The following is a 20723-nucleotide window of genomic DNA, read 5'->3' as shown; positions in this document are numbered from 1 at the left end:
TATCGCGGCGTTCCTCAGCTTGGTCTTGCTCAGCGGTTTGTCGATTGGCATAAATGCTCCGGGGTCGGGTCATGTTATGCCTCGCACACAAAATTCAGGACAGGTCCATCGGGCCCGATCCACCGCATGGCCATCGCCTCCGCGGCGATCGGCCTTCCCGTCGCCTGCGCCTTGTGGCTGACCGGTCGCCTGCTGGGCCACCGCGGCATCGACCTGACGTCGCCAACGCCATGGTTGCTCCTGATCCTCCCGGCCGTTGCGCTGTCCTGCGCGCTCCAACATGTCTATTCCACCGGCAGGAAACATTGATTCACCTCCCGCGTGCAATATTCACGCCTCGCCGCAAACCTAACTCACCCGCATTAATTTCGCATGAATAACGTCGACCCAAACGGACGTTATCCGACGCGCTCAAGCTGTAACGTTTGATTGCAAGAATTCTCGGGCTTTCCCTTGTTCCTCCGACCTCCCCAAGGTTTGCCCGATGCCTCTCAAACACCGTCTTGCCCTCGTCGCGTTGTTATGCGGCGTGATCTGCCTGCTGCCGTCCGGGCAGCTCGGCCTCAACCTTCTGAGCGAACTCCGCACCGTCAAGCTGGAACGCGCAGCTCTCCCCGCGAACCAGGCGTGGCAGCGCGTCATCGCTGGACTGGCCGAACACCGCGTCGCCTCCGCCACGGCCGCCAGCCGGCCGGAGCAGGCGGCAGCGCGCGACAAGCACGCGGTGAAGCTGTTGAAGGACTTTGAATCGTTGATGACGGAATTGACCGCCGTTCACGACAACCAGGTATTAATCGACGAAGCCGGGAAAATCCGCGATCAGTTCAACACGCTGCACGGCAAGGGCGTGAATCAAATGATTCAAACCCAGGCACCGCAGTATCGACAACTGCTTGACGGGATCTTCGACGCGATCGCGCATCTGAATGGTCACGCCGGTTTGCTGTCACAGCCGGACGGCGCCACCTACTTCAACATCGTGGCCGGCCTGCAGGTTGCGCCGCAGATGACGGACACGCTGGCGGAGCTGGGCGCGATCGCGTCGGCGGCCGCGGTCGACGACGTCGGCGCCGTGGCCAATGCGGCGGGCCGGTATCGCGCGGATCTGCGACAGCTCAACGGCGCGCTGCGTCAGGCCGCCACCGCCGACGCGGACCGCGCCGCGGAATACGCCGAGACGCTCCAACGCGTCGAGCAGCAGCGACAAGTCGTGCTGGAGGCGCTCGATGCGTCGGCCAAGGACGTGAACTACCCGCTCGACCAGCTCGTCGCGACGCTGAAGAAGGGCGCGGTGCTGCAGTCCGAGCTGTCGGCTCGCGTCATGGATACCCTGGACCGGCGCCTGGACGAGCGCGAGGCCACGATGAAGCGCCGGCTGATGCTGACCTCCATCGTGGTGATCGGTGGCTTGATCGCGCTCGGGCTGATGTTGTGGCGCACGCTGCTCGGCGTCTGGCGTCCGATCCATGAGGCTGAACTGCTGACCGATCGCATCGCCCATGGCGACCTGACCGCCGACACGCCGTTGCGCTCGAACGACGAGCTCGGCCGCATGCTCGACGCGATCCGCTCGATGCGGGATCGATTGCGCGCCCTGGTCACGCAGATGCAGGTCGCGTCCGGCGAGATCCACGGCGCCGCCGACGAGATCGCCGCCGGCAATCAGGACCTCAGCGTCCGCAGCGAGACCGCCGCCGCACGTGTCCAGGAGGCCTCCAGCAACGTGCAGCGCCTGTCCGAGACGCTCGACGGCACCGCCCAGGCCTCGGCCCGCGCGCGCCGCCTGGCCGACGAGGCCAGCGCCAGCGCCGCCGACGGCGGCCGGCTGGTGAAGGGCTTCGTCGAGACGATGACGTCGATCGGCGCGAGCTCGCAGCGCATGTCGGAGATCGTCGCTGTGATCGATGCGATCGCGTTCCAGACCAACATCCTGGCGCTCAACGCGGCCGTCGAGGCGGCCCGCGCGGGCGAGCAGGGACGCGGCTTCGCCGTCGTCGCCGCCGAGGTGCGCAACCTCGCCAAGCGCAGCGCCGAGGCGGCCGGCGAGGTCAAGGTGCTGATCGGCGAATCGGTGACGCGCGTCGAGCGCGGCCAGTCGGAAGTACGCACCGCCGGCGACGCCATCGCCGGCATCGAGCGCGGCATCGGCGCCGTCAGCGCCGAGATCGAACGCATCGCCCACGAGGTGACGGAGGAAGCCGCCAGCCTGCAGCAGCTGCGAGGCAACTTCACCGACGTCGAACGCGTGGTGCAGCAGAACGCCGCGCTCGTCGAGGAGGCCGCGGCGTCCGCCGCGTCGCTCAACGATCAGGCCGAGCGGATGAATGCGCTGGCGGCGACGTTCCGGCTGACGTGATCCCCAGCGTCGCCGTTGCCGCCATCACTGGCATCGCTCGCGGCGCCGTTATCGCGGGCGGGGCCGGCGCGCCGCGCGACCAGCAGGGCTCGCGCCTCGTCCAGCACCGCGACCAGTTCGGACGAGGCGACGAAGGCCGCGAAGGCGGCCGGCGACGCCGGGTCGTCCGTGGGCGGCGAGGTGTCCTGCAGCCACAACGCGAGGCGATAGGAGCGCTCCAGCAGCGCGGCCAGCTCGTCCAGGTCCGGTCGCGCCGGAGGCCGCGGCGGTTCGTCGCGGGCGGCGACGCCGATCACAGCGCCCGCCACAGGTTGGCGATGCCCAGCGCGATGAACACGAGGAACAGCGCGCGCTGGAAAGCCACCGCGCTGATCCTCGCCCGCACCGCGGCGCCGACACCCAGCCCGGCCACCGCGGCGACCAGCGCCACGAACGACGGCATCGACAGCAGCCCGCCGCCGTCGAAGGCGTGCAGGCGCGCCGCCAGCGACAGCGTCGCGACGGTGAAGGACAGGCCCAGCGCCTGGATCATCGTGTCCTTGTCCAGTTTCAGCGCCTGCAGGTAGGGCACCAGCGGCAGCACGAAGACCGCCGTCGACGCGGTCACGAAGCCGGTCGCCAGGCCGGCCAGCAACCCGATCCACCAGGCCCTGGGCGAGACCTGCGGCACCACCGGCTTCCACAGGCCCCACAGGCCGTAGACGACGAGGATGATGCCGAGCGCCAGCCGCGCATCGATCGGCGCCAGCGAGGCCAGGTCCGGGGACCAGACCGTCATGACGACCATGCCCAGCCACACCGGCCAGAGCATCGTCACCAGGCGGCGCCAGGCCGGCCCCTGGCACTGCGCGACGTTGGTCACCAGCGACGGCATCACCAGCAGCGCCGCGGCCTGGGCCGGCGCCATCCAGAGGCCCAGCAGGCTCATCGCCACCGTGGGCAGGCCCATCCCGGTGACGCCCTTCACGCCACCCGCCAGCACGAAGACGGCGCCGATGCCGAGCCAGGGCGCGAGCGCCGCGAATGAGGTCATGTCCATGCGGCGCATCTTCGCGGCGGCAGGGCGGCGCTGTCGATCTCGAAGTGCGGCGGATATCCTTCAGCATCGCCGAAGGATGGTGATCGTCGGGCCCGCCGTCGGTCGCGTCGGCATCGCCTCATGGACCGGAGTTCCCGATGACCGCCACCCGCTCGCCTGCCCGCTCGCCTGCCCGCTCGACCAGCCACCGGACCACCGGCCCGACCTCCAACCCCGCCGCCGGCCGGGAGGCCCGTTCGACCGCTCGCCCGGCCGCCAGCCCGGCGGCGCGGGCCTCGGCCCGTTCCACCGCGCGTTCCATCGACTATCGCGTCGATCCCTTCGATCTCCAGCTGTTCGAGGCGGTCGTGGCGTCCGGCTCCATCACGGCGGGCGCGGAGGCGATGAGCCTGTCCCTGGCCGCCGCGAGCGCGCGCATGAAGGCGCTGGAGCATCGCGTCGGCGTGCGCTTGCTGGAGCGGTCGAAGTCCGGCGCCGTCGCGACCGACGCGGGCCGCGCGCTGTCGCGGCAGGCGCATCGCGTGCTGGCGGAGCTGGACTCGCTGCATGTCGCGATGTCGGCGTTCGGGCACGGTCTGCGCGGCACGGTCCGGCTGCTGTGCAACACCGTCGCGATGGTCGAGGCCTTGCCGCCGCGGCTCGGGCGTTTTCTCGCCACGCACCCGGACATCGACGTCGAGCTCCAGGAAATGTCCAGCGATGCCTCGCTGCAGGCGCTGCGCGGCGGCGTCGCCGACGTGGCCATCGTCGCGGATCACGTCGACACCGGCGGACTCACGGCGCGGCCCTGGCTGGAGGACGAGCTCGTCGCGCTGCTGCCGGCGGGCGGTCGGCCGCGTGCATCGGTTCGGCTGGTCGAGCTGCTCGATCAGCCCTTCGTCGGCCTCGGCGCGGAAAGCGGGCTGGGGCGCTTCATCCAGATGCAGGCCGCGCGCAGCGGCCGCGTGCCGCATCACCGCGTGCGGGTGTCGGGGTTCGAGGCGGTCGCGCGTCTGGTCGAGGCCGGCGCCGGTGTCGCGGTGATGCCGCGCGGCGCGGCGTCGCGATGGCTCACGCCGGGCTTGCGCATCGCGCGGTTGCAGGAGCCGTGGGCCCGGCGCACGCTGCTCATCTGCCACTCCGCGCAGGCGCCTTCGTTGCCCGGCGTGCGGGCGTTGATCGAGGCGCTGGTCGAGCCGATGGCGCCGTCGATGCCGTCGACGTTGTCGTCGGCGGTGTCCTCGTCGGCGTCGACTTCGTCTGGCCCGGCGTCGACGTCTGCGGGCCCCAGCCGGCGAGCATCGCGTCGATGAAGGCGCCGAGCTTGGGCAGCCGCTGGCGGTCCGGCGGATAGATCAGGTGCACCGGCCGCTCCGGCGGCACGCAGTCCGGCAGCACCGCGCGCAGCCGGCCGGCGGCGAGGTCGTCGGCCAGCAGCACTTCCGGCTGCAGCACCAGGCCCAGGCCGCGCAGGGCGGCGCGCCGCAGCGCATCGCCCTGGTTGGCGGTGAAGCGCGCCGTCTGCGGCCATTGCAAGGTCTGGCGGCCGCCGGACAGTGCCCATTCGCTGCGCCGCTGCCAGACCGAATGGCTCAGGCACGCATGCCGGGCCAGATCGGCGGCGGTGCGCGGCTCGCCATGCCGCTCGAAGTAGGCCGGCGCGCCCGCGATGACCATCCGATAGGGGCGCATCGGCCGCGCCACCATGCCGTCCGCATGCAGCGGCCCGATGCGGATCGCCGCGTCGAAACCTTCGCCGAGCAGGTCCGACACGCCGTCGCTGAGGTGCAGCTCCACGCTCACTTGCGGATGCCGCATCAGGAAGTCCGCCACCAGCGGCCCGATCACGACCTGCCCCAGCGCCACCGCCACCGAGACGCGCAACTGCCCTTGCGGCTCGCTGCGGCTGCGCTCGACGGCCGTCTCGGCCCAGCGGACCTGCTCCAGCACGCGTCGGCAGTCCTGCGTGAAGGCCAGGCCGACCTCGGTGATGCGGTGTTGCCGCGTCGTGCGCTGGATCAGCCGGGCGCCGAGGTGGGTCTCCAACGCCTGCACATGCCGGCCCACCATCGCCGGGGTCAGGTCGAGCGCCCGCGCCGCCGCGGCGAAGCTGCCCGCGTCCGCCACGGCCACCAGGACTTCCATGCTGCGCAGCTTGTCGAACATGATTCGATATCCAGGATATGGAATGTAGAAACGATGCGGGACTTTATCGAATCAATGGTGATGGAAAGAATTCAAGCCTGTCGAACCCATCCTGACTTCGAGGAATCCCCATGAAAGTCCTGCTCATCGGCGCCAGCGGCGTCATCGGCCAAGCGGTGCACGCACACCTGTCCGCGCGCCACGAGGTGCTCACCGCCGGCCGCAACAGCGGCCAGTTCCGCGTCGACATCACCGATGACGACAGCGTGCGCCGCCTCTTCGAGGAAGCGTCCGCCAACGGTCCGCTCGATGCGATCGTGAGCGCGGCCGGCGAGTTGCACTTCGGTCCGATCACCGAGATGACGGCCGCGCAGTTCAACATCGGCTTGCAGAACAAGCTGCTCGGCCAGGTGCGCCTGGCGCTGCTGGGGCAGCGGGCGCTGAGCGACGGCGGCTCCATCACGCTCACCGCCGGCATCCTGTCGCGCGAGCCCATCCGCCAGGGCGCGAACGCGTCGGCGGTGAACGCGGCGCTGGAGGGCTTCGCGCGCGGCGCGGCGATCGATCTGCAACGCGGCCTGCGCATCAATGTGGTGAGCCCGACCGTGCTGACGGAATCGCTGCCCAGCTACGGCGACTTCATGCCCGGCATGGAAGGCGTGCCGGCCGCGCGCGTCGCGTTGGCCTATCAGCGCAGCGTCGAGGGCGGCCAGACGGGCCGGACGTACTTCGTCGAATGACGTGACGGCCTGACGGCCGGGGCGCGCAGGCAGGCGCCCGGATTGCCGACGCGGTATCGTCCTTTTTTCATCGCGCCCGCCGATCCGCATGCCGCCTTCCTCCGAGACTCGTGCCCCGCCGTTGTTCGTCGTGTTCAACCGAGCCTCCGGACGGGGCGATCGGGACGAGGTCGGCCCCGCCGTCGAGGCGGCCTGCGCGGCCGCCGGGCGTGGCTGCGAGCTGCTGCCCGTCGAGGAACCGGAGCGCCTGGGCGAGGTCGCGCGCGAGGCGGTCCGCCGCGCCCGCGAGGTCGACGGCGTGGTGGTCGCGGCCGGCGGCGACGGCACGATCAACGGCGTCGTGCAGGCGGTGCTGGGCAGCGGATGCCGTTTCGGCGTGCTGCCGCGCGGCACCTTCAACTACTTCGCGCGCACGCACGGCATCCCGTCCGACCTGGACGGCGCGTTGCGCGTGCTGCTGCACGAATCGGCGGCGCCGGTGCAGGTGGGCCTGCTCAACGAGCGCGTCTTCATCGTCAATGCGAGCCTGGGGCTCTATCCGCAACTGCTGGAGGACCGCGAGGCCTGGAAGCAGCAGTTCGGCCGCAGCCGGCTGGTGGCGCTGGGCGCGGGCGTGGCGACCATCCTGCGCGGCCATCGCAGCCTGCGCCTGACCATCGAGCTGCAGGGCCAGCCCCGGCGGGTGCGGACGCCGACGCTCTTCGTCGGCAACAACGCGCTGCAGCTGGAGCAGGTCGGCCTGCCGGAGGCCCGCGCGATCGACGGCGGCGCGCTCGCGGGCGTGATGCTGAAGCGGGTCGGCCGGTGGGCCTTGCTGGTGCTGCTGGCGCGCGGCGCGCTCGGTCAACTGGGCGAGGCGGACCAGGTCGAGAACTTCTCTTTCCGCCGCCTGACCGTCAAGGCTCGCTTCTTCGGCGCCCGCCGCATCAAGGTCGCCACCGACGGCGAGGTGCTGTGGATGCCGTTGCCGCTGCGCTTCGCGGTGTCACCGCATGCGCTGATGCTGATACGGCCGGACGGCCTGGCCCAGGAGCGACGCGAGGCTCAGGCAGCGATGGCGTCGGCGGCCCCGGCCGGCGCGCCTTCGACGACGGAGTCCGGCTCGTGACGGTGGTGCTGCAGGTCTCCGACACGCACTTCGGCACCGAACGACCGATGGCGATGGCGGCGCTGGAGCGGCTGGTCGCCGCGTTGACGCCCGATCTGCTGTTGGTCACCGGCGACATCACGCAGCGGGCACGGCCGGCCGAGTTCGCGCGGGCGAGGGCCTTCGTCGACAAGCTCGGCGTGCCGGCGCGACTGGTGATTCCGGGCAATCACGACATCCCGTTGTTCGCGGTGTTCAATCGTCTGCTGAATCCCTACGGTCGCTATGTCCGAGCGTTCGGCGAGGCGCTGGAAGGCGAGTTCGAGCGCGACGATCTGCTGCTGATGGCGATCAACACGACACGCTGGTATCGGCACACGCATGGCGAGGTGTCGGCGGCGCAGATCGACCGGGTCGCGCGGCGGCTGGAGGCGGCGCGGCCGGGACAGTGGCGCATGGTCGCGGTGCATCAACCGGTGGCCGTGACGAAGGCGTCCGACCTCGAGAACCTGCTGCGCGGCCACGAAGCCGCCGTGCGGCGTTGGGCCGATGCGGGGGTGGATGCCGTCATCGGCGGCCACATCCATTTGCCGTATGTGCTGCCGCTGCGGGCGCGCTGGCCGACGCTGGCACACCCGGTCTGGGCCGTGCAGGCCGGGACCGCGCTGAGCACGCGGGTGCGGGGCGGCATCCCCAACTCGGTCAACGTGATCCGCACCGGGCCGGGCCGCGGCGCGGTGGTCGAGCGCTGGGACGTGGACGAGACGGTCGGCACGTTTCAGCAGATCACGGCGACGACGCTGGGCTGAGCGGGCGATCAGCCCGATCGCGCCGCGCGCCGGCGCCGGTGGCTCCAACGCGCGAGCTCGACGCTCGCGATGGCGACGGCGAGCCATGCGGCGCCGGACGCGAAACCCGCCAGCACGTCGCTGGGGAAATGCACGCGCAGGAACACGCGGCTCGCGCCGACCGAGAACGCCAGCCCCGCCGCCGCGACCCAGGCCGGCACGTGCCAGCGCCGCGGCAGCAGCCGCACCGCCAGATAGGCCAGCATGCCCAGCACGACGACGGTGCCGGAGCTGTGACCGCTGGGGAAGCTGAAGCCTTCCTCGGTCAGCCAATGGGTCGGATGGACCGGGCGGGCGCGCTCGAAGACCTGCTTCAGCGTCGGGTTCAGCAGCGCGTTGCCGATCATCGCCAGCAGCCAGCCCAGCGCGAGCCCGCGCCGCTTGCGCCACAGCAGGCCCAGCGTCACCACGATCGCGATGGCGATCAGCGTGTCGCGATTGCCCAGGAAGGTCAGCAGGTAGAACGCGTGCACCACCACGTCAGGCACGTGATCGATCATGGCGGTGATGAAGGCTTCGTCCATCAGGCCGAGGGTGCGCTCGGTGTGGAGTTCCTCGGCGATCTCCGCGAACAGCATCGCGCCGCCGACGATGAACAGGAAACCCGCCGCGAGACGGATCAGCAATGCCGCGGGCGCGAGCGGCTCCGGCGCCGCCGCCGGACCGCCGCGGTCCGGGAGCAGCCAGCGGCTGCCCAGCCAGGCGGTGCCCAGCACCAGCGCCAGCAGCGCGAAATACAGCGGAACGGCGTGCCGGCCGGTGAAGGTGGCGGCGTCCAGGAGCCAGGAAGGATCGGTCATGGGGCGCATTTTGCGGCGGACTGACGCGCCCCGGCTCGGCGTGTGCCGGCGCATGGGAGCGCCGGCGGGTTCGGGAGCCAGAAAAGGAAAAAGCCGGACCTCGCGGCCCGGCTTTCCCTGCAGGAGCGGACGTCTGGTGACGTCCCGAAGAACTCGGCTCAGTACATCCAGCCGTTGCGCGCGGCACGACGCAGCGAGAAGGCCAGGTCGGGACGTTCGGCCGAGATGTCGGCGGCGGTCTGACGCAGGCCGTCGCGGGGACGGACTTCGGCGGCGGCGTGGACGAACTCGACGATGGAGCGGCCGGCGTGCAGCGCGGCGACCACCAGGCGTTCACCCGCGGCATTCGCGGTGCGGACGCGCGCGGCGTCGGCGGCCATCACTTGGGGCGAGACATTCAGCGTTGCGGTGGTCATGGTGGTTCCTTCGGTGTCGGTCTGGGTGTCTGGTGGAGCGCGGGGTGGCCGCGTTCCATGGCCGTGATATTGCGGTTTTCACGTACGGCACGCCAATTGCGACTCCGAATCGGGCCATCACCGCCGCGAATGCCCCGTGACCGATTGCCCGAACGGGCCCCGGCGCCGACCCTCGTTGCCCTGGCGGGAGCCATTAGCATGCGGCGCATGAGCACTCCCCGCCCCGTCAACTTCCGGACGCTGGACCTGAATCTGCTCCGCGTCTTCGACGTGGTGATGGAGGAGCGCCACGTCACCCGCGCCGCGCATCGGCTGGCCATCACCCAGCCGGCGGTCAGCAACGCGCTGCGGCGCCTGCGCGAGGCAACGCACGAGGAGCTGTTCATCCCCACGCCGACCGGCGTCGAGCCCACCCCGCACGCGCAGGCGCTGTGGCCGGTCGTGCGGAACGCGCTGTCCAGCCTGCAGCAGGTGCTGGAGCCGCAGGTCTTCGATCCGCGCGCGGTCGGCAACACGGTCAGCTTCACGCTGGCGATGGCGGACGCGACCGCTGCATTGATCGTGCCGCAGCTGGCGCGTCGTTTCCTGGAGGAGGGGGTGCATGTCGGTCTGCGCGTCGTGCCGCTGACGACCCGCGACCCGCGCGAGCTGCTGGAGCAGGGCCGGGCCGACGTGGCCATCGGCTTCTTCCCCGACCTGATGGAGGAGCTGCTGGTCGAGGACGACAGCACCGCCTTCCGCCGCGAGCCGCTCTACGCCAGCCGCTACGTCTGCGTGATGCGCGCCGATCACCCGCTGGCGGCGCCCGGCGCCCTGACGCTGGAGACCTACTGCGACGCGCAGCATCTGCGCGTCAGCTTCGCCGGCCGCGCGCACGGCTTCGTGGACGACGCGTTGGCGCTGCTCGGCCGCCGCCGCACCGTCGCGATGACGGTCAACAGCTTCTTCACCGGCGCGATGGCGGTGCAGCAGTCCGACCTGCTGACGGTGCTGCCGGACAGCTTCGTGCCGGCGTCCGGCAGTGCCGGCCAACTGGCCTGCCGGCAGGTGCCCTTCGCGCTGCGAAGCATCGACATCAGCCAGGTCTGGCACGTCCGCGCCGAGCCCGACCCCGCCCAGCGCTGGCTGCGCCAGGTGATCGGCGAAGTGGCGGACATCGTCAGCGCCGGGGCGCGGGCGTTGCCTTAGCGGTCACGACGTTCGGGATTTATAGGTCGTTGCCGACTCACAGGGGAGCATCATATTGGAGACTTGCGAGTAAATGGTTTGCTTGACGTTCGGCCAATTTACTGGCGAGTTCTTGGAAAGTCATACTTTCTAGACTGCTACCCTCTTCGCTGCCTGCAAGATCTTGAATTAGTCTGTCACGGCTACTAGATTTTAGTATTTGAATGTAGAAGAAATCGTATAGCTCTAAAGGATCTCCGTCGATAGGTATCGTGTTGTTGTTATTTAAGACTCCGAAGAATGTTTTTGGATGCTGTTTCCAGGCAATTATTTCTTCCTCTGAAAGATGTGTGGAACCAATTCCGTGCGTTCCATCGGACTTCTGGACTACGCACGCGACCTGTTTTTCGTTCTCGCTCACAATTGCGTTGAGTAAGATTCCTGATACCTCTCCGTCAGCGTTCGTGACGGTGCAAGGCTCGCCAATAACGAATCGACGCGGCGCCAAACCGTGGGCGAAAATAGGGATCTGACCATCCCAGGTTGACGGAATCACGGAATGTTCCATTATTGATCTCATGAGCCCTTCGATTGGCGCATGTCTTGCGCGGGCATTTATTAGCTGCCGTAGAGTGCCTCTTTTTAACTCTAGAAAGTCTGGCATTCTGAAAGGATAGACTATTAGCCCCCCTGTGGGATACTCGATTGAGTCAAGTCTACTTTCCCATGGATTATTGGTGCAAATGACGTAGGCGGGTGGCAGCGAAGCGGAGGCTGGTTGACTGTCAAGTCGCTTGAACTGAGATTCCGTCTGAGATGCAAGATGCATAAAATCGGCATTGTCTTTGCACTCTTTATTTAAGTTGATGAAGATAAGTCGAGGATGTCGAGTTGGTTTGCGAAGTGCACTGCTCAAAAGTCTGCCAATTCTGTTAATTGAGCCTTCGCTTCGTTTTGCTTCTACAGAGTATTGAATTCCGCTCCCTATGTGGGTTGCGGTAAATTCGTGATGTTTTGTGGAGCCGTCGGTTTCATCTTCAAAGTCGAGTCGAAAGCCCGCTCTCAATAGAATGGCGGCAACTGATATTTCCTGCATTGCGCCAGGAAATTGCTCGGCGTTCTTAAGGCGTGCAATTAGCAGCTGTTGAACCTCGTTTGAGACTGAGAGGCAGTACAAGTCATAGGCGAAACGAGCGCTTGCTTCCATCGCGCCCGTGAAACGAATTAGCTGAAATCCTTTCTTGATATTTGCCAGTCTTGACTTCTGCAGCGCTTGCTGTCTATGCCATTTCACTACCGTATGAGCGTCTTCGTCAGGTTTCTCACATTCGGTGATCCACCATTCTGAACTTAAGATGTGTTCGGTATAGGTGTCAAGAAACTCGAGGAAGGTTTGATCTTTCGGTAAAGTTATTTCCTTGGAGCCGATCTTGAGAACTCTTGTTTCATTGCTTGTGTGGCTTGAGATTGCTGGGCCTAAGCCCTGTTGTTTCTGTCGTTGGTGCTCTATTGCAATTTTTCTGTTAAATAGAATGGCTTTTGCGTTCGCGAGATCTTCGGAGGTTCTGCTATCTCCTAGACGGCCGTGACATTCCTTGAACCTCAGCCCACTTTGGCATGGGCATTTGCTATTTCGAGGGATGTGGATGTATTGGGGTTGCATTTTATAAATATGATGCTGAGTTCTTTTTGTGCAATCTTCATCTTGAAGCGCGACACGTCTTCGGGGGAAAGTTACAGGAACTTCTTCTTGGATAGTATTGGCGTTCACCCAAATAATGTCGTGCTGGAATAAAATGAACGCTCGGGTGGGCTGAAAATAAGGTGATTGCTCGACCTTCTGGCTGGATCTTGAGATTGAGCAAAAAAGGCCTGCTTATAGAAGATCCGCCGAAGACCATTTCGGCACATGATTTACGAATGGGTGCCGACAACTAGCGTGAATAGGCGGCCATCGCTTTACGCGCAGGCTGAGCCGCTAGTAGCATTAACCCTATTGGCCTCGGTGTGAGTAATAAATGCGGCGCGATGCGTGACATCGCTTGAGAGCCGTGGCGCGACATCGCCTTGGGCCGACCTGCAGACGATACTGCTGAGGCGCTGGCTGCGCCAGGTGATCGGCGAAGTGGCGGACATCGTCAGCGCCGGGGCGCGGGCGTTGCCGCAATCGGCTTGATCTCCACGAGTCCCCGAGCAGTTCCCACAGGTCCGCTTCTGTGCAACTCCCATTCATCTCGACCATGCAATCGCTGATCAAGAAACTTCGCCTGCTGTCGCCGCTGCTGATCGCCGCGGCCGCCCTCAGCCCCGCCACCGGCTCCGCCGCGTTGCGCACCGCCGCCGGGCCGGTGGTGCAACCGCGCGTCGAAGGCAGCGTCGGACTGTTCCTCATCGGCTCGTTCGGCGGCACCTGCGGCAGTCGAGCCTGGATGGACGTCACCACGCCGCAAGGCAAGGCCCAATACAGCACGGCATTGCTGGCCTTCGCCATGGGCAAGACCGTCGTCGTCCGCGTCGAGGACGAGGAGCTCCGCATGTTCGGCGAGTGCCGGCTCTACGACATCGTCATCAACTGACGCGCCCGAACGGGCGGGCGCCGTCGGCGCTCCCCGTTCGACAGGCCTTCCGCCGCCGACCCGCGCCGGCCAGGTGTGCCCCGCAAAACCTGCGACTGCTCGCAGCTTCCGCCTCATTGCCGCCTGGCGCACCGTCCCCCTACATTTCGCGCCTACCGCCGTGGATGCGAAGAATTCTCATCGACGGCTTCCCGGTCCCCGGACCGCCGAAAAAGAGAGCCAGGACGATGCGCCGCACCGAGACCCCTTCCCGTACCTCCCTGTCCACCGGCGCCGCGCGCGTGGCGCTCGCCGTCGCGGCGATGGCCGGCGTGCCGGCCGTGGCGCAGGCCAACGTGCCGGCCGGCGGCGAGTTGACGCTCTACACGACCCGCGAGGTCGCGCTGGTGCAGCCGCTGCTGTCCGCCTTCACCGCGAAGACCGGCACGAAGGTCAACACGGTCTTCGTCAAGGACGGGCTGCTGGAACGGGTCAAGGCCGAGGGCGCGCGCTCGCCGGCGGACCTGCTGATGACGGTCGACGTCGGCAACCTGATCGACCTGGTCGAGGGCGGCGCGACGCAGCCGATGAAGTCGGCCGCGGTCGAAGCGGCGGTGCCCGCCAACCTGCGCGCCACCGACGGCCAGTGGACCGCGCTGTCGATGCGCGCCCGCGTGCTCTACGCCGATCAGGCGCTGAAGGCGGGCCCGATCCGGTACGAGGACCTGGCCGACCCGAAGTGGAAGGGCAAGGTCTGCACGCGCTCCGGCCAGCATCCCTACAACACGGCGCTGGTCGCGGCCATGATCGCGCACGACGGCGAGGCCAGGACCGAGCAGTGGCTGCGCGGCCTGAAGGCCAACCTCGGCCGCAAGCCGACCGGCGGCGACCGCGACGTCGCGCGGGACATCCTCGGCGGTGTCTGCGACGTCGGCCTGGCCAACTCGTATTACGTCGGCCAGATGAAGGCCTCCAAGCCCGGCAGCGACGCGCGCAAGTGGGGCGACGGCATCCAGGTGCTGAAGCCGACCTTCGCCGCGAAGGGCGCCGGCACGCACGTCAACATCAGCGGCGCGGCCGTGGCCAGGCACGCGCCGAACAAGGCCGCGGCGCAGGCGCTGCTGGAGTTCCTGGTGTCGGAGCCGGCCCAGCAGCTCTACGCGCAGACCAACTACGAGTACCCGGTGCGCGCGGGCGTGGCGCTGGATCCGCTGATCCAGTCGGCGATCGGACCGTTGAAGGCCGACCCGCTGCCGCTCACCGAGATCGCCCGTCACCGCAAGCAGGCCAGCCTGCTGATCGACAAGGTCGCCTTCGACCAGTGACGGCGTGAGGGAAGTTTTCGGGCGGCCGGGCGCGGTCGGCCCGGTCTGGGGCGCCGCCGCCGCGGCGACCGCGCTGGCGGTGCTGGCGCCGCTGCTGTCGCTCGCGCTCACCGCGCTGGGCGCCGGCGCGGCGCATTGGTCGCATCTGGGCGCGCATGTCCTGCCGCGCGCCGCCGCCAACACGGCGCTGCTGCTGGCGGGCGTGGGCCTGGTGACCGGCGTCGTCGGCACCGGCTGCGCCTGGCTGGTGACGCAGGCCGAGTTCCCCGGTCGACGCGTCCTGCAGTGGGCGCTGCTGCTGCCGCTGGCGGTGCCGACCTACATCGTGGCCTACAGCTACGTCGACCTGCTCCATCCGATCGGCCCGATCCAGACGGCGCTGCGCGCGCTGCTCGGATTCGACTCGCCGCGCCAGTTCCGCCTGCCCGACGTGCGTTCGATGGCGGGCGCGGTCTTAGTGCTGTCGGCGGTGCTCTATCCCTACGTCTACCTGAGCATGCGGGCGATGTTCTCGACGCAGCCCGCGCGGCTGATGGAGGCGGCGCGGCTGCTGGGCGAAGGCCCGTGGGGCGCGTTCCGGCGCGTCGCGCTGCCGATGGCGCGACCGGCGCTGGCGGTCGGGCTGGGGCTGGCGCTGCTGGAAGTGCTGAACGACGTCGGCGCGTCCGAGTTCATGGGCGTGACGACGCTGACCACGTCGATCTACACGACCTGGGTGACGCGCTCCGACCTCGGCGCCGCGGCGCAGATCGCCTGCGCGATGCTGTTGATGGTGGTGGCCCTGGTGTGGCTGGAGCGGCAAGGGCGGCGTCGGCAACGGCTCGGCGTCGTGCGGGCCATGAGCGCCGCGCCGCGCCGGCAGCTGCGCGGACCGCGCGCCTGGCTCGCGACCACGGCGGCGGCGCTGCCGGTGCTGCTCGGTTTCGTGCTGCCGGCCGGGCATCTCGCGGCGCAGGCCTGGAAGCGGGCGGCGGAGGGGCACGGCTTTTCCGCGGAGGTGCTCGCGGGCGCGATGAACTCCGCGGCGCTGGCGCTGGGCGTGACGGCCATCGCCGTCGTGCTCGGCCTGATCGTGGCCTGGGCCGCGCGGGCCGGCGACGGGCGCTCGCCCACCTGGCTGCTGCGCGGCGCGTCGCTCGGCTACGCCATCCCCGGGACGGTGCTGGCGCTGGGCCTGCTGCCGCCGGCGCTGGCCGTGGACGGCTGGATCGCGGCGGCGCTCGGCCTGCCGGGCCTGCCGTTGATGAGCCTGGGCGCGGTGCTGGTGGTGGCCTGCGTGATGCGTTTCCTGGCGATGCCGGTCGGTGGCGTGGAGGCCGGCCTGGCGCGATTGCCGCGGCAGCTGGAGCAGGTCTCGCGCAGCCTCGGCGAGAGCGCGCTGGGCACCTTGCGGCGCGTGCACCTGCCGCTGCTGCGGCCGGCGCTGACCGCGAGCGCGCTGCTGGTCTTCATCGACGTGATGAAGGAGCTGCCCGCGACGCTGCTGCTGCGCCCGGCCAACTTCGAGACCCTGCCGACGCTGCTGTATGCCGAGGCCTCGCGCGGCAGTTACGAGCACGGCGCGCTGGCCGCGCTGTTGATCGTGGCGGTCGGCCTGCCGGCGGTGCTGCTGCTGAGCCGGGAGCCGTCGCCATCCCCCGCGCCCGCGCCCACCGCGCCGGACCTCACCGACTACATCGCCATGAAGGAGGCGACATGACGACGCTCGTCCTCGACGACCTGCACGTCCGCTACGCCAACGCCGCGGCCCCGGTGCTGCGCGGCCTTTCGCTGACGCTGCCGTTGGGACGCGTCGCCTGCCTGCTGGGGCCGTCGGGCTGCGGCAAGAGCACGGCGCTGCGCGCGATCGCGGGCTTCGAGCCATTGGCCGCCGGCCACATCGCGCTCGGCGGCGAGGTGCTGTCGGGTCCCGGCGTCCACCTCGCGCCGGAGCGGCGCGGCGTCGGCCTGCTGTTCCAGGAGATCGCGCTGTTCCCGCACCTGGACGCGGCGGCCAACGCAGGCTTCGGCCTGCGGCGCTGGACCCGCGATGCCCGCGAGCGCCGCGTCCGCGAGCTGCTGGCGCTGGTGGGCCTGGACGCGCTCGCCGCCCGCATGCCGCATGAGCTGTCGGGCGGGCAGCAACAACGCATCGCGCTGGCGCGCGCCCTGGCGCCGTCGCCGCGGCTGCTGCTGCTCGACGAACCCTTCTCCAACCTTGACGCCGCGACGCGCGACGGCCTGGCGACGGAAGTCCGCGGCATCCTGCGCGGCGCCGGCCAGACCGCGTTGATGGTCACGCACGATCCCGACGAGGCGGAGACGATGGCCGACTGGATCGGCGTGATGGCCGGTGGCCGCCTCGTCGAATGGCGCCCCTCCCGGGCGGCGGCGTCGGGCGAAGTACATTGCCCCATCGACCCGCTGCCTCTCGCGAATCCATGATCGTCACGCTCCGCGCGGCCCTTCCGGCCGACATCGCCGCTTGCATCGCCCTGCGCGGCCGCACGCGGGAGAACGCCATCTCTGCCGCGCGACTGGCCGAGCTCGGCATCACCGAAGCCTCCTGGTCCGGCCAGGTGCGCGACGGCACCTTGCCCGGCTTCGTCGCCCTGGCGGGCGACACCCTGGCCGGCTACTGCTTCGGCGACGCGGGCTCCGGCGAGATCGTCGTGCTCGCGCTGCTGCCCGATTTCGAAGGACGGGGCCTGGGCCGCACGCTGCTGGCCCGCACCGTCGACCATCTGCGCGGGCTCGGCCACGCGCGGCTGTTCCTGGGTTGCTCCGCCAATCCGGCCCACCGCTCGCACGGTTTCTATCGTCGCCTGGGCTGGCGGCCCACCGGCGAGCGCGACGGCCACGGCGACGAGGTGCTGGAGCTGCGGCCCGGCTGAGCGGGCACCGCGCCACGACCCACTTCCATGGGGATCGCGATGGCCCATTGCTGCGATTGAACAGTGCGCCGTCTTGCGGAGCATTGCGGGCTTCCCATCGAAGGAGCCTTCATGCAACGCGGCATCACCGGACACCATGAACCATCGATCGCCGGCGGCGAGGTCTGCCGGGCCTTCGTGCCGCGGCCCTTGCCGCCGCGGCCGGCGCTGGCGCTCGACGCCGATCTGCAGGAGCGGCTCAACGAAGCGCATCTGGCGTTGGGCCGGCTCGACGGCCTGACGCTGTTGATGCCGGATACCGCCGTGCTGCTCTACAGCTACGTGCGCAAGGAGGCGGTGATGTCGTCCCGGATCGAGGGCACGCAGTCCTCGCTGTCCGACCTGCTGCTCTACGAGGCCGACGGCGCGCCGGGCGTGCCGCTGCACGACGTGCGCGAGGTCTCCTGCTACGTCGACGCGCTCTACCACGGCATCGCGCGGTTGAGGCAGGGCATGCCCCTGTGCACGCGGTTGATGAACGAGATGCACGCCCGCTTGATGAGCCACGGCCGTGGCGCCGGCAAGGCGCCCGGCGAGATCCGGCGCACGCAGAACTGGATTGGCGGCCGATCTCCCGCGACGGCGTCCTTCGTGCCGCCACCGCCGCAGCGGCTGCTGGCCTGCCTGTCCGATCTGGAGAACTTCCTCAACGACCAGCCCGAGCGCCACCCCTCGGTGGCCAAGGCCGCGCTGGCGCATCTGCAGTTCGAGACGATTCACCCCTATCTCGACGGCAACGGGCGTCTGGGCCGGCTGTTGATCCCGCTGATCCTCGTCAACGAGGGCGTGCTGCGTGAGCCGTTGCTCTATCTGTCGCTCCACCTCAAGGCGCATCGCGACGACTACTACGCGCTGCTCCAGTCGGTCAGGGAGGCGGGCGACTGGGAAGCCTGGCTGCGCTTCTTCGCGACGGCGGTCAGGGTCGCGGCGACGCAGGCGGTCGATACCGCGATGGCGGTCACCGCGCTGGGAGCGCGCGACAGCGAGCGCATCCGGCGCGAGACCAACGCCGAGGACGGCGAGGCCGCCCGGCGGGTTCACCGCGCGCTGTTCACGCGACCCGTGGCCCGTGCCGGCGACATCGCCTCGCTCGCCGGGCTGGGCTCTCACGTGATCTCGCGGGGGGCCGAGGTGCTGGCGGACCTCGGCCTGGTGCGCACGCTGCGCGGCGCCACGGGCGAGTGCATCCATGTCTACGCGGACTATCTCGATCTGCTGGGCCGTGACCACGACGACGCCGCCGGCGACGATGGCGACGACACGTCCATGCACGGCGCCCCCCTCGATCCGACAGGTCGATCCCCCCTGCCAGGAAACAGGGCCGTCGCCCCTCGGTTTCTCTTGATGCCGTCTTGATCCGGGCCGGGCTACGCTCGCGGGCAACGAGAACGATCGAGACCTGTCATGCTCATCAACTGTGTCGCCTACCGCGACGGCCGTCGGCTGGCCGATATCCAGCCAGAAGAAATCAGCGATTACCTGAAGCTGCCCGACTGCTTCGTCTGGGTGGCGCTGCGCGACGCCTCGTCGGAGGAGGTGCTGGCGATGAAGGAGGAATTCGACCTGCACGAGCTCGCGGTCGAAGACGCGCTGCACGGCCACCAGCGGCCCAAGATCGAGGAGTACGGCGACACGCTGTTCGCCGTCATGCACGCGGTGCAGTTCACCCCGACGGACGAGCTTTGCACCGGCGAGGTCGCGATCTTCGCGGGCAACAACTTCGTGCTGTCGATCCGCAATCGCGTGGCGCAGAGCCTGCTGGGCGTGCGCGCCCGCGCGGAGAAGGAGCCGCACATGCTGCGCCGCGGCCCCGGCTTCGTGATGTACGCGATCATGGACGCGGTCGTGGACCGCTACTTCCCGGTCATCGAGGCGCTGGAGGCCGAGCTGGAGGCGATCGAGGCGCAGATCTTCGAGCCCGGCGTCACGCGCGAGAACATCCGTCGCGTCTACGAGCTCAAGCAGCGCATCACCACCGTCAAGCACGCGGTGTCGCCGCTGCTGGACAGCGTCGGCAAGCTGGTGCGCGGCCGCGTGCCGCCGATCTGCGAGGACACGCGCGAGTACTTCCGCGATGTCTACGACCATCTCGAGCGGATGCAGTCCGCGCTGGACACGCTGCGCGACACCGCCACCACCGCCATCCAGGTGCACCTGTCGATGGCGACGATCGAGGAGTCCGAGGTGACCAAACGGCTCGCCGCCTGGGCCGGCATCTTCGCGGCCGCCACCGCCTTCGCCGGCATCTGGGGCATGAACTTCGAGGTCATGCCGGAGCTGAAGTGGCGCTGGGGTTACCCCGCCGCGCTGGGCGTCATCACCGCCACCTGCGGTGTCCTCTTCTGGCGCTTCCGCAAAGCCGGCTGGCTGTAGCGAGACCCCGCTTCGGGCGCTCCGCGTCGTTGCAAATCCTCGCCATAGCGCTGCTATGGCTGCGGTTTGCGCCTAGCGGAGCATCCCGAATCGGGGCCTCGCTAGGTGCGAGTGGCTGAGAGTCTGGACTTCAAATCAGCTGTAGCGAGACTCCGCTTCGGGCGCTCCGAGTGGTTGCAGATCCTCGCCATAGCGCTGCTATGGCTGCGGTTTGCGCCTAGCGGATCATCCCGAATCGGGGCCTCGCTAGGTGCGAGTGGCTGAGGGGCTGGACTTCAAATCAGCTGTAGCGAGACTCCGCTTCGGGCGCTCCGCGTGGTTGCAGATCCTCGCCATGGCACTGCCTTGGCTGTGGTTTGCGTCTGGCGGAGCATCCCGAATCGGGGCCTCGCTAGGCGCAGGTGGCTGAGGGTCTGGACTTCAGATCAATGCGGCGATGGCTCGGCCCATCTCGGTCGTGTCGGCCTCGCCGCCGAGGTCGCGCGTGCGCGGGCCGGTGGCGAGCGTTTTCTCGATCGCCGTGAGGATCGCGTCGTGCGCTTCGTGCTCGCCCAGGAACTGCAGCATCAGCGCGCCCGACCAGATCATCGCGACCGGATTGGCGATGTTCTGGCCGTAGATGTCCGGCGCGGAGCCATGGACCGGCTCGAACAGCGACGGGAAGCTGCGCTCCGGATTCAGGTTGGCCGACGGCGCCAGACCGATCGTGCCGGTCGTCGCGGGACCCAGGTCCGACAGGATGTCGCCGAACAGGTTGGACGCCACCACCACGTCGAAACGCCCCGGCTGCAGCACGAAACGCGCGCTGAGGATGTCGATGTGCTGCTTGTCCACCTTGACCGACGGATAGCCGGCGCCGACCGCGTCGGCGCGGCCGTCCCACCACGGCATCGAGATCGCGATGCCGTTGCTCTTGGTCGCCACCGTCAGGTGCTTGCGATCGCGGGCCTGCGCCAGCTCGAAGGCGTACTTGAGCACGCG

The 20723-nt window shown here is 68.6% G+C and carries 20 protein-coding genes and 1 pseudogene; 14 read left to right on the top strand and 7 right to left on the bottom strand.

Annotated features, from left to right (window positions below; genetic code table 11):
- Positions 1-309: hypothetical protein (locus CDN99_RS29480; RefSeq protein WP_238139738.1), on the top strand; the 309-nt coding region annotated here is incomplete at its 5' end.
- A gap of 175 nt (positions 310-484) precedes the next feature.
- Entirely contained in the window at positions 485-2356 is a 1872-nt protein-coding gene (locus tag CDN99_RS27435) for a methyl-accepting chemotaxis protein (RefSeq protein WP_088388784.1), read from the top strand.
- On the opposite strand, the gene CDN99_RS27430 is transcribed toward CDN99_RS27435, so the two are convergent.
- Positions 2308-2652 carry a hypothetical protein gene (locus CDN99_RS27430; protein WP_141101024.1) on the bottom strand — a complete coding sequence of 115 codons (345 nt, stop codon included), beginning with the start codon at positions 2650-2652 and terminating at the stop codon, positions 2308-2310. The genes CDN99_RS27435 and CDN99_RS27430 overlap by 49 nt on opposite strands.
- Positions 2649-3395, bottom strand: a complete 747-nt coding sequence (locus CDN99_RS27425) for a sulfite exporter TauE/SafE family protein (RefSeq protein WP_202820330.1) — start codon at positions 3393-3395, stop codon at positions 2649-2651. Before CDN99_RS27425 ends, CDN99_RS27430 begins: the two co-directional genes overlap by 4 nt.
- 137 nt (positions 3396-3532) lie before the next feature.
- On the opposite strand from CDN99_RS27425, the pseudogene CDN99_RS29475 reads away from it, so the two are divergent.
- Positions 3533-4510: pseudogene (locus CDN99_RS29475) on the top strand (LysR substrate-binding domain-containing protein); the annotation flags it as partial.
- On the opposite strand, the gene CDN99_RS29470 reads toward CDN99_RS29475, so the two are convergent.
- On the bottom strand, positions 4503-5540 hold the full coding sequence (locus CDN99_RS29470) for a LysR family transcriptional regulator (RefSeq protein ID WP_088388778.1): 1038 nt from the start codon (positions 5538-5540) through the stop codon (positions 4503-4505). The pseudogene CDN99_RS29475 and the gene CDN99_RS29470 sit on opposite strands and share 8 nt — an antisense overlap.
- A gap of 110 nt (positions 5541-5650) precedes the next feature.
- Here CDN99_RS29470 and CDN99_RS27410 point away from each other — a divergent pair, with 110 nt between their 5' ends.
- The 3 genes from CDN99_RS27410 to CDN99_RS27400 all read left to right on the top strand — a co-directional run bounded on the left by CDN99_RS27410 (position 5651) and on the right by CDN99_RS27400 (position 8155).
- Entirely contained in the window at positions 5651-6259 is a 609-nt protein-coding gene (locus CDN99_RS27410; RefSeq protein WP_088388776.1) for a short chain dehydrogenase, read from the top strand.
- Between the two features lie 88 nt (positions 6260-6347).
- Positions 6348-7367, top strand: a complete 1020-nt coding sequence (locus CDN99_RS27405; protein ID WP_088388774.1) for a diacylglycerol/lipid kinase family protein — start codon at positions 6348-6350, stop codon at positions 7365-7367.
- Positions 7364-8155, top strand: a complete 792-nt coding sequence (locus CDN99_RS27400) for a metallophosphoesterase family protein (protein ID WP_088388772.1) — start codon at positions 7364-7366, stop codon at positions 8153-8155. The genes CDN99_RS27405 and CDN99_RS27400 overlap by 4 nt, the downstream gene beginning before the upstream one ends.
- 8 nt (positions 8156-8163) lie before the next feature.
- On the opposite strand, the gene CDN99_RS27395 is transcribed toward CDN99_RS27400, so the two are convergent.
- Positions 8164-8994: a phosphatase PAP2 family protein gene (locus tag CDN99_RS27395; RefSeq protein ID WP_141101023.1), complete on the bottom strand. Its 831-nt coding sequence runs from the start codon at positions 8992-8994 to the stop codon at positions 8164-8166.
- A gap of 158 nt (positions 8995-9152) precedes the next feature.
- A complete protein-coding gene (locus tag CDN99_RS27390) occupies positions 9153-9410 on the bottom strand; it encodes a hypothetical protein (protein ID WP_088388768.1) in 258 nt (85 codons plus the stop codon).
- 207 nt (positions 9411-9617) lie between these two features.
- Between CDN99_RS27390 and CDN99_RS27385 the strand changes: the two genes are divergently transcribed.
- The gene (locus CDN99_RS27385) at positions 9618-10598 is read left to right on the top strand and encodes a LysR family transcriptional regulator (protein WP_088388792.1); all 981 of its coding nucleotides are present in this window, start codon (positions 9618-9620) and stop codon (positions 10596-10598) included.
- A 37-nt stretch (positions 10599-10635) separates the two neighbouring features.
- Here the strand turns inward: CDN99_RS27385 and CDN99_RS27380 are convergent, their stop codons facing one another.
- The gene (locus CDN99_RS27380) at positions 10636-12348 is read right to left on the bottom strand and encodes an SEC-C domain-containing protein (protein WP_141101022.1); all 1713 of its coding nucleotides are present in this window, start codon (positions 12346-12348) and stop codon (positions 10636-10638) included.
- A 469-nt stretch (positions 12349-12817) separates the two neighbouring features.
- Here CDN99_RS27380 and CDN99_RS27375 point away from each other — a divergent pair, with 469 nt between their 5' ends.
- From CDN99_RS27375 to corA, 7 genes are all read left to right on the top strand, one after another.
- Positions 12818-13153, top strand: a complete 336-nt coding sequence (locus tag CDN99_RS27375; RefSeq protein WP_141101021.1) for a hypothetical protein — start codon at positions 12818-12820, stop codon at positions 13151-13153.
- A gap of 227 nt (positions 13154-13380) precedes the next feature.
- Positions 13381-14457 carry an extracellular solute-binding protein gene (locus tag CDN99_RS27370; RefSeq protein ID WP_375134545.1) on the top strand — a complete coding sequence of 359 codons (1077 nt, stop codon included), beginning with the start codon at positions 13381-13383 and terminating at the stop codon, positions 14455-14457.
- 4 nt (positions 14458-14461) lie between these two features.
- The gene (locus tag CDN99_RS27365) at positions 14462-16156 is read left to right on the top strand and encodes an ABC transporter permease (protein ID WP_088388764.1); all 1695 of its coding nucleotides are present in this window, start codon (positions 14462-14464) and stop codon (positions 16154-16156) included.
- Positions 16153-16881 (top strand): ABC transporter ATP-binding protein, encoded by a 729-nt coding sequence (locus CDN99_RS27360; RefSeq protein ID WP_088388762.1) that lies wholly within the window; start codon positions 16153-16155, stop codon positions 16879-16881. Before CDN99_RS27365 ends, CDN99_RS27360 begins: the two co-directional genes overlap by 4 nt.
- Complete coding sequence (locus CDN99_RS27355) at positions 16878-17330, top strand: GNAT family N-acetyltransferase (RefSeq protein ID WP_088388760.1); 453 nt, start codon at positions 16878-16880, stop codon at positions 17328-17330. The genes CDN99_RS27360 and CDN99_RS27355 overlap by 4 nt, the downstream gene beginning before the upstream one ends.
- Positions 17331-17441: 111 nt before the next feature.
- Positions 17442-18725: a Fic family protein gene (locus CDN99_RS27350; RefSeq protein WP_088388758.1), complete on the top strand. Its 1284-nt coding sequence runs from the start codon at positions 17442-17444 to the stop codon at positions 18723-18725.
- A gap of 48 nt (positions 18726-18773) precedes the next feature.
- Positions 18774-19742 (top strand): magnesium/cobalt transporter CorA, encoded by a 969-nt coding sequence (corA, locus tag CDN99_RS27345; RefSeq protein WP_088388756.1) that lies wholly within the window; start codon positions 18774-18776, stop codon positions 19740-19742.
- Between the two features lie 420 nt (positions 19743-20162).
- Here corA and CDN99_RS27340 read toward each other — a convergent pair.
- Positions 20163-20723: isocitrate/isopropylmalate family dehydrogenase (locus CDN99_RS27340; RefSeq protein WP_141101020.1), on the bottom strand; the 561-nt coding region annotated here is incomplete at its 5' end.

It is taken from the genome of Roseateles aquatilis, from assembly GCF_002205645.1.
Lineage (GTDB): Bacteria > Pseudomonadota > Gammaproteobacteria > Burkholderiales > Burkholderiaceae_C > Roseateles > Roseateles aquatilis.
The sequence above is the reverse complement of the archived record's forward strand: the minus strand, read 5'-3'. Positions and strand labels throughout refer to the sequence as shown.